Origin of the sequence: Archangium sp., from assembly GCF_045802675.1 — a bacterium.
Classification (GTDB): Bacteria; Myxococcota; Myxococcia; order Myxococcales; family Myxococcaceae; genus Archangium.
Map to the genome: position 1 here is coordinate 25980 of NZ_JBJMQO010000090.1, position 12233 is coordinate 38212.

Below are 12233 nucleotides of genomic sequence, written 5' to 3' on the forward strand. Positions count from 1 at the left end.
GCGTCCGCGCCGCCCGGTGCACCTACTCGAAGCGCTTCACCGCTTTGAGGTCCACCGAGAAGTTGATGATCGCGGCGCCCGGCCGGCTGCCGGGCATCATCTCCACGCCACGCTCGTCATTCGGGATGTCGTAAAGCTCGAGGCAGACGGAGAACGTCCGCCCGTCGGGAGTGCGGGCCCGGGTGAAGTGCCCATAGACGCGCCCCTCCCCGAAGAGAAGCTGCCCCATGTACAGGGTATGACTGGGGAATTTCCCCCAATGCTCTCCCGCGTCGAGCGTGGCCTCCTGGCCCGGGCGCACGGTGTGGATTTTGAAGATGGGCTCTCCATTGATGATGAAGAGCAGGTTTTGCTTCGCCCCGATGCGCAACCCCCCCACCTCCTTCATCGTCTCCACGGAGCCGGGCGGGCAGTCCTCGGGCGGAGGCGCGCGCGGGGTGGCGCGGGTGTCGGGAGGAGGCCGCACCTGGGCCTCGGGGCTGGCGCAGGCGAGCTGGCCTGCGACCCAGACCAGGGTGCATGTCCTGCCCACGGTGTCGAACACCGGGCTCTGCTTGCGCTGCTGCTTCTGCTGCCGGGGAGTAGAGGCCAGATCTGGAGTCCTCACGCGCGTGCCGTCCTTCCGGGGCGTCGCAGGGGCGACGGGCGCAGGGGTGGTGGCCCGAGCGGCGGGCACTGCGCCGCGTCCACCTTCCGGCGGCTCCACCGTGGACGCCACTTCCTGACCGGATTTTGTGACCTCCGCCATCACGGGGCGGGAAACCACCTCGGAAGTCACGAGGGAGCCCCTTTCGGAAGAGGAGCTGAGCGGGGAACGCAGGAGCACGAACAGGCCCACGAGGCCCACCGCCAAAGCACCCAGAGCCAGCGTGCGCCGGGGAAGGAGCCCTGTTCGCGGCGGTGGAGGAGCGGGGCTCGCGGCGGGCGAGGCACCGCTTCCACCTGGCGCCGCGGCCCCCGGAGTCCGCGCGAGCGTGGAGGCCTCGTCGAAAGGCAGGGGCCGTCCACGCCGGGCGTAGCGCCGCGCGGACTCCACCAGCCGCCGTGCCTTGTCCTGCCAGTCCCCCCAATCGAGCCCCTCCTCCTGGGGCGTGGTGGCTCCCTCCGGGCCCCACACCTCGCACAGCGGCACGTCCCACGTGGCGTCCGCCTCCGCCAGCACCACTTCCAGCGCCGTGCCCAGCGTCCCGGCATCCGCGAAGCGCGCCTCGAAGCGCTTCTCCAGCATGCGCAGGCACAGCTCGCTCAGGGCCCGGGGAACGCGAGGGTTGCACGCGTGCGGTGGCTCGGGCTCGTGCTGCAGGATGACGTTCGCCAGCGTGCCCTCGTCCGCCACGTCCGTGTCGAAGGGGTAGCCGCCCGTGAGCAGCCAGTAGAGGAGCACGCCCAGCGCCCACAAGTCGTCCGAGGCGCGCGCCGGGGAGTGGTCTCCCGCGCGCTCACGCCGGAAGCGCAGGGCCTCGGGGCTGCGGTAGTGGCGCGTGCCCGGCAGCCCCCACGGGTGGGTGATTTCCGGGGCCCCCACGTAGGTGCTCACGCCGAAGTCCACCAACACCGGCTGCTCATCCTCACGCCGCACCAGCACGTTGGCGCCCTTGACGTCCCGGTGCACCACACCGGCCCGGTGGACCTTCACCAACTGCCGCGCCACCGCGAGCACCACGCACGCCACCTGCCGCGCCGTCGGGTTCTTCCACTGGGCCCACGCGTACAGCGAGCGCCCGCGCACGTAGGGAGTGACGAGGTAGAGGAAGCTCGGGGCGCTGTGCGGCCACAGCCCATGGCCTTCCACCGCCAGCTCGCCCACGCACCGCAGCCGCAGCCGGACCTCCAGCTCCCGCCACGCCCACTGGGGCGACGCCAGGGACAGCAGCTTGATGGCATAGAGCCGCCCTCCGCGCCGCGCCCGGTACACCGTACCCTGGCCCCCCTCGCCCAACCGCCGCTCCAGCCGGTAGCCACCCACCACCGTCCCGAGCGTAGGCGGTTGCGCCTGGGGCCCGCGCACAGGAGGGCGCCACCATGCCATCCGCCCCACCCACCCGGGCTGCTGCTGCCGCCCCATGGCCTCGCTCATGCACACGACCTCCGGAGTGGGCGAGCCTAACATGACCGCCAATGGCGGATGGGCGCGCACGCGGGCCCGGGCACGGCTCCGCCTTCTGGCCGGAAATCACGTCCCAGTCGGCTTCACTGGTAGACGTCTACCAGTGGAAACGCACATGCCCCCACACTCATGACATACATTCACCCACCTCACTGGTAGACGTCTACCAGTGGAGCGAGCCTGGGGGCAGCGGGAGGAAATGCTCGCCATGGCTCGTCCACGGGAGACGGATGGACGAGCGGTCCGCGAGGGTGCCCGCCCGCCTGGGAGGCACGCGCCCGGCCTGCCGTGGCCCGCGGGGCTGGGGGAGTCCACCTTCGAGACAGAGGTGCCGCCCCCATGATCCCCGAGACCATCCAGCACTACCTCCAGCAGCAGCACGTCCCCTTCCTCCGCCACTGGCATCCGCGCGCGGTGACGGCACAGGAGCTGGCCCAGGCGCTCCACGTCACGGGCTACCGCGTGGCCAAGTCCGTCATCGTCTCGGCCGGCGAGCGGCTGTGCATCTGCCTCATTCCCGCCACGGACACCCTGGACCTGGAGAAGGTGGGCGAGGCGCTCGGCAACCGGGAGGCCCGGCTGGCCACCGAGGAGGAGTTCGCGAACCGCTTCCCCGGGTGCGAGCTGGGCGCGGAGCCCCCCTTCGGCAAGCTCTACGGACTGCCCGTGCTGATGGACGAGAGCCTCGCCGTGGCCGAGGACCTGCTGCTGCGCGCCGGCTCGCACGAGGAGGCCCTGGAGGTGAGCGTCGAGGACTTCACCGCGCTCGAGTCACCCCAGAGGGCCTCGCTCACCCAGGAGCGCACGGGACGGCTCGTGGTGCACCACGACCTGCACCCGTAGCCCGGTTCCCGCTCGAGCGGCTCAAGGCGTCTCGTCCTCCCGCGCCTCCATGTCCTCGTCCGAGCCCAGCGCTCGCAGCACCGGGGATTTCTCTCCCGAGCCACCGTCGCGCTCCCGGCGCCGCGCCTCCACGCGCTCGCGCTCCGCCGACTCCAGGCGCGCCACCCACGCCTCCCCTTGCGCGCGCTGCTCCGGGGACTGCAACCGCAGGCCCTCGCGCACCGCCCGCGCCGCCGCGTCGAGCTGATGCAACGACTCGTGCAGACTCGCCACCTTGAACCACAGGCCCGCATCCGGCTGCACGCGCGCCGCGGACTTCCACGACTCGAGCGCCCGCGCGCGCAGGCCTTCCTTCTCGAAGCTGGAGCCCTCGAGCATGAAGAGCTGCGCGCGCTGCCCCAGGTCGGACACGAACGGGCTCACCTGCTGGAGCGTCTCCCGCGCACGCCGCGCCAGCCCCGCGTCCACCTGCAGCCTCGCGAGCGTGAAGGCCAGCTCCACGTTGGCGGGGAAGCGCACGCGCAACGCCTCGAGCGACTCGAGTGCCTCGCGCCCCCGGCCCTGAGCATGGAGGACGTCCACGTGTAGCAGGTGCGAGGAGAGCGCGTCCGGAGCCCGGCGGGACACCTCGGCGCTCGCGGCCTCCGCCTCCGCCAGTTCCCTCCGGGAGAGCCGCAGCCGCGCCTCGCGCTCCCACAACCGCACCGACCCGGGCGAATCATCGAAGCGCTCGAGGGCCCAGGCGAGCCAGGCCCTGGCCTCCTCGTGACGGCCCGTGCGCAGCAACTCCGTGGCGAGCTCCTCCGCGTCCCGGGCCGAGTCCGGCGTGAGGGCCTGCAACTCCTCCAGCGTGCGCGCCCGTCCGAGCGCCTCGCGCCACACCAGCTCCCGGTCCCCGGCCTCGAAGGCCAGGCGGTACTCGAGAAAGGCCTGGGTGCGGCGTCCCAGGGAGAGCAGGGCGCGCGCGGCCACGCGGTGGGCCCGCGCATCCACCGGATTCAGCAGCAGGGCGCGGTTGGCGAAGCCGAGCGCCTCGGCCGCTCCCGGGCGTCCCGCGTCCACACTGGCGAGGCCCACCAGCACCTGAAGCGCATGGTCCGCCGGGTGCTGGTCGATGAGGGCGAGCCCCCGCGCACGCACCTCGGGGAGCGGGGCCCTGGCGGTGACGAGCGCCGCGAGCTCCGCCTCGGCCTCGGACAAGGTGCTCCGTCCGGGAACGAGCGCACCGAGGGCCACTCCCGCGAGGGCAACGCCCACCCCGAGGGCACGCAGCGGGGCATGGCCTCGCGGAGCCTCGGAGCGCGTGCGGTCATCGGGCCGGGCCACACAGGCCAGCGCCACCCAGGCCGCCACCGCGCTCGCGGGCAGCTCCAGGCTGAAGTCGAAGAGATCATGCAGCCCGAGCGCCGCCACCCCCGCGAGCACCGCCAGCTCCACGGCCTCCAGGCCCTCGCGGCGCAGCAACCGGACGAAGCCCCACAGCCCCACGGCGAGCAGCACCAGCCCGGGCACGCCGAACTCGGTGGCGAGCTGCAGCACCGCGTTCTCCGGGTGCGTGAGGGTGTTGATGACGGGCCGCTCCTGGTAGCGGGGGAAGGCGGCCTCGAAGGCGCCGCGGCCCAGGCCGAGCGGATGGGCCCGCGCGACGGAAGCCAGCACCGGCCACAGCTCCACCTTGCCGTGGCGCAGCTCCTCCACGCTGTCCGCCGTCTCCAGCTCGGCCGAGAGGCGCTCGGAGGCGGCATAGCCGCCCACCGCGAGCACGGCGAGCAGACACAGCAACACGGTGCCGCTCCGGCGCCACGTGCGCGCCCGCTCCGTCCCCGTCCGGCGCCCGAGCAGCAGCAACCCGAAGGCGAGCTGTCCGAAGACGAAGAAGGCGATGCCGCCGCGCGAGAGCGACAGCAGCACCCCGGTCCCCCCCAGCACCGCGGCCACCACGAAGGGCGCCGCGCGCGTGCGAGAGCCGCTGGAGAGCGCGAGCCCCAGCGACACGGTGGACGACAGGCCGAGGAAGGCCGCGAGGTGGTTGGGGTTGCCGAAGGGCGTGAGGAGCGGCGGACGCGCGTGGACGAAGGCGAAGACGCCGAAGAGCTGCTCCAGGCCGAGCAGCGCGTGCAGCAGGCCGAGTGCGGCCACCGCCGCGCCCGTGAAGGCGAGCGTGCCCAGCAACCGGTGGCGCGCGCGCGTGGAGCGGCACACCTGCACCGCGGCGACGAAGGTGAGCAGGTACGCCAGGTGCCGGGCCAGCTCGCGCCAGGTGGCCGGCGGGTCCAACGACAGGGGCCTCGCGCCCTTCAGTCCCAGCGGGACGAGGGCGAAGTCACGCAGCCCGGCGGCCTCGGGACTGAGCGCGGCGAGCAGCCCTGGCGGCAGCGGCACGAGCTGCAGCAGGCACAGCACCGCGCCCACCCCGAGCGGAAGCGCGAGCAGCGGCAGGTGCAGCGAGCGGCCCTGTCTCCACGCCCCCACGCACGCCAGCACGAAGGCGAGTCCCGCGAGCCCCACGAGCGGCCCATGCACCCACGTGGGCGCGCCCCCGAGCGACACCACCAGCAGCACCAGCAGCACCGCCAACGTGGCCTCGGCACCACGGGTGTACCGGGACGTGCGCGAGCGGGAGGAGAACGCGGAGGCCATGGAGGCCCCGAGTATGTCACGGCGCTCGGAAGACGCCTGGAAGTGGACGCCGGGCAACCGGAGAGCCGAGCACCCGACCTTCCGCCGGCCATTGCTTGCATCCGGGGCTCCATCTGGCATCTTCGCCCACCCCATGCGCCGCTCCGCTCCCCTCACCCTGCTCTTCTCCGCCCTGCTCTCGCTCGCTGGTTGCAAGACGCCCTGCCGGCAACTGTCGGAGGAGCTCTGCAACTGTGTCCCGCAGTTCCAGCGCACCGACTGCATCCGCCTGGCGGCCGAGCGGGAGCGGAGCGTCGAGCCGACCGACGAGGACCAGAACTTCTGCGAGCAGAAGCTGGAGACGTGCAACCTCCAGATGCTGGAGGACGAGAACCAGACGCCCAGCTCCGGCCAGCTGTCCTGCGCCGCTCTCCAGGAAGAGGCGGGCAAGGACGCCTGCGGGCTGACGCGCTGAAACCGGCCGGGCCGTCCGCCAGGAGCCCGTCACCCGGCTCCTGGCCGCGACACCGGGGCGAGCCGCCTACCGCCGGCCCAGGCCCATGTACGTGAAGCCCAGCTCCTTCATCCGCGCCGGATCGTAGATGTTGCGGCCGTCGAAGATGACCGGGGTCTTCATCAGCGCCTTCATGCGCTCGAAGTCCGGGTGGCGGAACTCGTTCCACTCGGTGACGACGAAGAGCGCGTCGGCGCCCTCCAGCGCCTCGTAGGGCACGGTCGTGTAGCGGACGCGGTCGCCCAGCACGCGGCGCGCGGTGCGCTCGGCCACCGGATCATGCGCCGCCACCCTGGCGCCCTTGGCCAGCAGGCCCTCGATGACCTCCACCGACGGCGCCTCGCGCATGTCGTCCGTCTTGGGCTTGAAGGCCAGGCCCCACACCGCGAACGAGCGGCCCTCCAGCGAGCCGAAGTGCTTGAGCGCCTTCTGCACCAGCAGCTTCTTCTGCCGCTCGTTGGTGCGCTCCACCGCGCGCAAGAGGTCCAGCTCCAGCCCCTGCTCGCGGCCCTTGGCCACCAGCGCCTTCACGTCCTTGGGGAAGCAGCTGCCGCCGTAGCCCACGCCGGGGAAGAGGAACGGATAGCCGATGCGCTTGTCCGCGCCCATGCCCTTGCGCACGAAGTCCACGTCCGCGCCCACCTTCTCGCAGAGCGCGGCCATGTCGTTCATGAAGGAGATGCGCGTGGCCAGCATCGCGTTGGCCGCGTACTTCGTCAGCTCGGCCGAGCGCGTGTCCATGTAGAGGATGGGGTGCTCGGTGCGCACGAAGGGCGCGTACAGCTCGCCCATGAGCTTGCGCGCCCGCTACGACTCGGTGCCGATCACCACCCGGTCCGGCTTGAGGAAGTCCTCCAGCGCCGCGCCCTCCTTGAGGAACTCGGGGTTGGAGACGACGTCGAACTCCACCTTCGTCACACGGGAGATGACCTCGCGCACCTTGTCCGCGGTGCCCACCGGCACGGTGCTCTTGTCCACCACCACCGTGTACTGGCGCATGGACCGGCCAATCTGCTCCGCCGCCGCCAGCACGTACTGGAGGTCCGCCTCGCCGCTCTCACCCTCGGGCGTGCCCACGGCGATGAACACCACCTGCGAGCGCGACACCGCCGCCGCCAGGTCCGTGGTGAAGCTCAGGCGCCGGTCCCGCGTGTTCTTGCGGATGAGCTCCTCGAGCCCCGGCTCGTAGATGGGAATCTCGCCCTGCTGCAGCGCGGCGATCTTCCGCGTGTCGATGTCCACGCAGATGACGTCGTTGCCCGAGTCAGCCAGGCAGGTGCCCGCGACCAACCCCACGTAGCCGGATCCAATGATGGCGATATGCATGAGCGTCCTAACGGCCAGAAAAGCCGGGGAGGCTCATACGTCAGGAACGGCACCAGGGGGAAGCGGGGAGTCGGACCCGGCGCTCCCCTCACTGCCCGGTCAGCAACCGGCGGAGCCGCTCCGAGCCCCGCACCTGGCTCAGCTTCCCCGGCTCGCTCGCCGGAGCGATCACCAGCCGGTCGAGCAGCTCGCGGGTGGCGCGGCGCAGCGGCGGGAGCGCGGGCTTCAGGCCCTCGGCCGTCTCGGGGAAGAGCCGCGCCACGATGGACAACGAGGCGTAGAGCGAGCGCTCCAGCCGCCACGCCTTCGCCCGCTCCAGCAGGGCCGCCACGTCCAGGGGGCGCGAGTAGACGCCGCCCATCGACGTCGCCCCCGTCACCAGCTCGCGCAGGTCCACGTAGGACAACCAGGGCACCTGGTAGCCCTCGCGCGCCTGCTCCAGACACACGAGCAGCACCGCGTCCTCCAGGTCCGGCCGGAACAGGGATGGGCCATACATGCGCATGGGCCGGGCGCGCTCGAAGATGCCCTGCACCTCGGCGCGCCCCCCGGCGCCGAGCACGTCCGCGTAGAGGAAGATGGGGGTGCGCCCATCGGAGAGCAGCTTCAGCGCGCCGTGGGTGGGCTCCTCGGTCTCGGGACGGAACTCGTGCTGGGCGAGGTAGCCGGCGAAACCGTCCACGTCCATGCGCCGCAGCAACATGGCGATCTCCAACACGGGTCGGAAGCCCACGTGTGGGTAGAGCGTGTCGGCGAAGGAGGCGCCGCCCAGGAGGAGCAGCTTGCGGCCCTCGAGCTCGTCCACGGCGCGTTTGAAGTTGACGAGCTTCATCACGTTGTCGTTGACCGAGCCCGAGTAGATGCTCAGCAGCCTGTCCCGGGCCCACTCGGGCGCGCCGGCGCCGGCGAGGCGGAACTGGAGGTTGTAGGAGGCCAGCGGCGCCAGTCCCTGGGCGATGGCCCAGTCCACGTACTCCTCCCAGGGCGCATCGCGCAGCGAGCCGCGCGGCGGGTCGAACGAGGACAGGACTCGGAAGGTCTCGAGGAGACGGATGGCCATGGCGCCGCACCTTTAACGATTCCCACGCACGGGGTGCAATGAAAGCCCGCGACTCCTGGCGCATTGCGGCACTTCCGACGGGACTGTCCGGAGCTGGAACGGGGCTGTCCGGATACGGACACCCGAGGAGGCCGGACGGCGCGCCCCACGGGCACTCCAGAGGGGGCACACCTGCCCGTGGGGAATACGGGCGGGCTGGCACAGGTTCGGCATCCCTTTTTCCATCATGAGCCCACCGCCCACCGCCCTTCCCGCCCCGCCGTCCGATGCCCGTCCGATCGACGCCAGCGAGCGACTCGCCCTGCTCGACGTGCTGCGCGGCTTCGCGCTGTGCGGCGTCTTCGTGTCCAACGTCACCATGTGGTTCTCCGGCCGGGCCTACATGACCCGTCCGCAGATGGAGGCCGCCATGGCCTCGGCCACGTGGCTGGACACCACCCTCATGTACAGCACCGGGATTCTGGTGTCCGGCAAGTTCATCACCATCTTCTCGTTCCTCTTCGGCCTGGGCTTCTCCGTGCAGATGCTCCGCGCCGAGGCGCGCGGTGCCGCCATCGCCCCGCTCTACATGCGGCGGTTGTGCGTGATGTTGCTCATCGGCTGCGCGCACCTGTTCGGACTGTGGCTGGGGGATATCCTCACCACGTACGCGACCCTCGGCTTCGCCCTGCTGCTCTTCCGCAAGCGCGCGGACAAGACGCTGCTCATCTGGGCCACCGTGCTCGTCTTCGCCGTGCCGCTGGCCATGGCCGGCATCCCGAAGCTGATACCGCTGCTCACCGGTGGCGGTGGAGAGAGCGCGGCGGACGCGGCCAAGGCAGCCATGGAGCGCTCCAACCAGGCCCGCACCGAGGTGATGGAGGCCTTCTCCCACGGCACCTACCTCGAGATGGTGCGCGTCAACGCCCGCTACTACTTCGGCCAGTTCATCCAGGGCCTGCTGCCCGTGCTGTTCGCCCTGCTCGGCCGCTTCCTGCTGGGCTTCATGGCCGGACGGCGGCGCCTCTTCCACGACGCGCCCCAGCACCTGGACTTCTTCCGCACGCTGTTCAAGTGGAGCCTGCTCTTCGGGGCAATCGCCAGCGCCGCCAACTTCGCGGTGGGGTACATGATGCGCCAGAAGATGATCGACCCGCAGGCCCCGTGGCTCATCGCCATGATGCCGGTGCGCCAGCTCAACGAGCTGGGCCTCGCCTCCGTGTATGTCTCGGGACTGGTGCTGCTCTTCCAGCGTGAGACGTGGCAGCGGCGGCTGATGGTGCTCGCGCCCGTGGGCCGCATGGCGCTGACGAACTACCTCAGCCAGACCGTCATCAGCCTCTTCGTCTATTACGGCTTCGGCCTGGGGCTCATGGGAAAGACCAGCCCCGCGGTGACGCTGGGCCTCACCCTGGCCATCTTCTGCGTGCAGGTGGCCTTCAGCCACTGGTGGCTGGCGCGCTTCCGCTTCGGCCCCGCCGAGTGGGTGTGGCGCTCGCTGACGTACGGCAAGGCCCAGCCGATGCGCCAGCCCGCGGCGCCCGCCGTCGCGGCCATCACCGCGAGCTGACGCCCACGCGGCGCTCAGGCCACCGGAGTCGCCGCGGCCAGGTTCCACTCGAAGTCGCGCACCTGGCCGCTCACCCAGGGGCTCGCCCCCGCGATGCCGAGCGAGGCCAGGGGGCTCTCCGCCGGAATGGACCACTCCGCCCCCCGGAGCAGCCGGGGTGAGAAGCGGATGGCCCCGTTCGGCGTGTGAACCCGGCCGTGGAGCACCTGTAGGTCCGGCAGGTTCATCGGGATGCGGACGCCTCGCGGCAGCCCACCGAGGGCCTTGAAGCGCACCCGCGCCAGCTCTCCGCCCCGAGCGTCCCAGCCAGCTCCAGCGAAGGCGCCCGCGCCGGGGGGCTGGTGCGCGAGCTCGAAGCGGGCCATCTCCTTGGGCATGCCCCACAGCGCGCGCCCTCCGCGCATGGAGCGCTCGCTGTCCACCCACATATGGGTGACCGTCAGCCCCCGGTGGCCCGAGTCCCTCGCCTTCACGCTGACGGCGCCGAAGAGCTCGCCGTACGTCAGCACGCTGCCCTCCTGGTAGTCGACGAAGCTCGCGGCGACGCATGCGCGGCCCGCGAAGGTGAGCAGCTCGAAGGCCGGCTCCAACCGCACCTGAACGCGCTCCGCGGGCACCATCCAGACGGAGAAATACATCTGCCCGCACAGCTGCCAGGGCGAGGGCGGATAGTCATTGGACGGCGCGGGCGCTTCGGAAGAGGGCGTGCTCACGCTTCGGACTCCTGTGACGCGGGGCGGCGCAGCGTAGCGTCCCGAAACGAAGACACAAGCCCTCTTGACCTGTAATCCTCGAATACCTAGAAGAACCGGATGTACAAGACACTGACTTCCGCCGCGCTCTTCGCGCTGATGGCCGCCTGCGGCCCGCTGGAAACCTCCCCCGCCACCGACGAGCTCGGTGCTCCGGTCATCCCCGGCGACTCCGTCGCGCAGGACGCGAGCGAGCGGGAGACGGGCAACGTGGAGCAGGCGGCCTGCTCGGGCTGCGGCTCGTACGACCCGGAGCCCTGGCTGTCCAACGGCCGCTGCGCGGACAACAACTACAACTGCTTCGTCTACCCCAAGTACGTCTGCGACAGCGTGCGCCTCACCCACCGCACCACGTGCGGCGAGTACTTCCAGCTCAACCCGGGCAACTGGCCGATGTGGGACTCCAGCGGCAACCTGCTGGGCTACACGGCGGTGTCGAGCATCCGCGTCAACACGGGCATTCGCGCGGTGGACGGCACCGCCACGCTCGGCCGGCTGATGGCGTGGTCCGTGCCGCTGACGAACGGCATCACCCGGACGGGCTGGCTGGACACCAACGCCATGGCCGAGTCCACCACGGGCAACTACGACACCCAGCCGAGGGACCCGGGCGGAGACGTCAGCCTCTGGCACGTCGTGCCGTCCGACAACGCGCCCTACCTGGACAAGAATGGCAACTCGCTGAAGGTGAACCCCACCTGCGTGTCCGGCCAGAACGCCACGGATTACCTGGCGTGCAATGGCAGCATGAACATCGTCTACAACATCCCGGGCACCGACTTCGGCTCGCCCACCGCGGGCGTCTACCCGAACGACACCAACATCACCTTCTACCGGCACTACCCGAGCGTCACGAGCGTGGACCGCGACCTTTGGGATTGTTCCTCGGGCAGCCCGGTGGCGAGCCCGGTGAAGCTGAAGTTCCTCTTCGGCTACATGTACGAGAAGCACGTCTCGCGCACGGGCGTCACCGTCATCAAGAAGCGCCGCGGCTGGGTGGCCTATCCCAACCTCGCGGCCGGCGTCGGCTCGCGCGACTACTGAGGCGCGTGACAGGAGCCAGGGTCCGATTCTTCCCGGTGACGCGCCGGGAAGAGCGGGGCCCTGGCTTTTCGTGGCACGGCATCAAGGCACGCTCTCGGGAGAGCTCGAGAACAACGCGTGGAAGAGCGTGGTGTTCGGCGGCTCCTGTGGATCCACGAAGAGGGGAATGGGCGTGTCGGCGATCTCACGCGGCAGCTTGCTGGCCTCGAACCTCGCCTCGATTCTCCTGGCGATGAGGTCCGCGGGAGCCTGCATTTCGGGCGGAAGCGGCTCGAAGAAGACTTGGTCGCTTCGCTCCTTGCCGGTGTATGTGTTCCGCACGCCAAAGACGGTGTAGACGGGCGCGAGGATGCTGACACATCCGACGACGACCCAGTGTCGCGGCTGGTTCTCCGATTTCAGGTACACGGAGCAACGGA

8 protein-coding genes and 2 pseudogenes are annotated in these 12233 nt (G+C 70.8%); 4 read left to right on the top strand and 6 right to left on the bottom strand.

What is annotated here, in order from left to right; translation table 11 throughout:
• Positions 1–22: 22 nt before the first annotated feature.
• Positions 23–2077 carry a serine/threonine protein kinase gene (locus ACJ8AN_RS25750; RefSeq protein WP_407758117.1) on the bottom strand — a complete coding sequence of 685 codons (2055 nt, stop codon included), beginning with the start codon at positions 2075–2077 and terminating at the stop codon, positions 23–25.
• Between the two features lie 369 nt (positions 2078–2446).
• Here ACJ8AN_RS25750 and ACJ8AN_RS25755 point away from each other — a divergent pair, with 369 nt between their 5' ends.
• Positions 2447–2950 (top strand): aminoacyl-tRNA deacylase, encoded by a 504-nt coding sequence (locus ACJ8AN_RS25755; RefSeq protein ID WP_407758118.1) that lies wholly within the window; start codon positions 2447–2449, stop codon positions 2948–2950.
• A gap of 21 nt (positions 2951–2971) precedes the next feature.
• On the opposite strand, the gene ACJ8AN_RS25760 is transcribed toward ACJ8AN_RS25755, so the two are convergent.
• Positions 2972–5590, bottom strand: a complete 2619-nt coding sequence (locus tag ACJ8AN_RS25760; protein ID WP_407758119.1) for an O-antigen ligase family protein — start codon at positions 5588–5590, stop codon at positions 2972–2974.
• A 13-nt stretch (positions 5591–5603) separates the two neighbouring features.
• Here ACJ8AN_RS25760 and ACJ8AN_RS25765 point away from each other — a divergent pair, with 13 nt between their 5' ends.
• A complete protein-coding gene (locus ACJ8AN_RS25765) occupies positions 5604–6044 on the top strand; it encodes a hypothetical protein (protein ID WP_407758120.1) in 441 nt (146 codons plus the stop codon).
• Between the two features lie 66 nt (positions 6045–6110).
• On the opposite strand, the pseudogene ACJ8AN_RS25770 reads toward ACJ8AN_RS25765, so the two are convergent.
• Together ACJ8AN_RS25770 and ACJ8AN_RS25775 are read right to left on the bottom strand one after the other, a co-directional pair.
• Positions 6111–7409, bottom strand: a pseudogene (locus ACJ8AN_RS25770) (UDP-glucose dehydrogenase family protein).
• 88 nt (positions 7410–7497) lie between these two features.
• Complete coding sequence (locus tag ACJ8AN_RS25775; protein WP_407758121.1) at positions 7498–8469, bottom strand: nucleotidyltransferase family protein; 972 nt, start codon at positions 8467–8469, stop codon at positions 7498–7500.
• Positions 8470–8695: 226 nt separating this feature from the next.
• On the opposite strand from ACJ8AN_RS25775, the gene ACJ8AN_RS25780 reads away from it, so the two are divergent.
• Positions 8696–10018 (top strand): DUF418 domain-containing protein, encoded by a 1323-nt coding sequence (locus tag ACJ8AN_RS25780; protein ID WP_407758122.1) that lies wholly within the window; start codon positions 8696–8698, stop codon positions 10016–10018.
• A gap of 14 nt (positions 10019–10032) precedes the next feature.
• Here ACJ8AN_RS25780 and ACJ8AN_RS25785 read toward each other — a convergent pair whose 3' ends face one another.
• On the bottom strand, positions 10033–10731 hold the full coding sequence (locus ACJ8AN_RS25785) for an acetoacetate decarboxylase family protein (RefSeq protein ID WP_407758123.1): 699 nt from the start codon (positions 10729–10731) through the stop codon (positions 10033–10035).
• Between the two features lie 99 nt (positions 10732–10830).
• Between ACJ8AN_RS25785 and ACJ8AN_RS25790 the strand changes: the two genes are divergently transcribed.
• Positions 10831–11814, top strand: coding sequence for a hypothetical protein (locus ACJ8AN_RS25790; protein WP_407758124.1), 984 nt, complete (start codon positions 10831–10833; stop codon positions 11812–11814).
• Between the two features lie 81 nt (positions 11815–11895).
• Here ACJ8AN_RS25790 and ACJ8AN_RS25795 read toward each other — a convergent pair.
• Positions 11896–12233, bottom strand: a pseudogene (locus tag ACJ8AN_RS25795) (hypothetical protein); the annotation flags it as partial.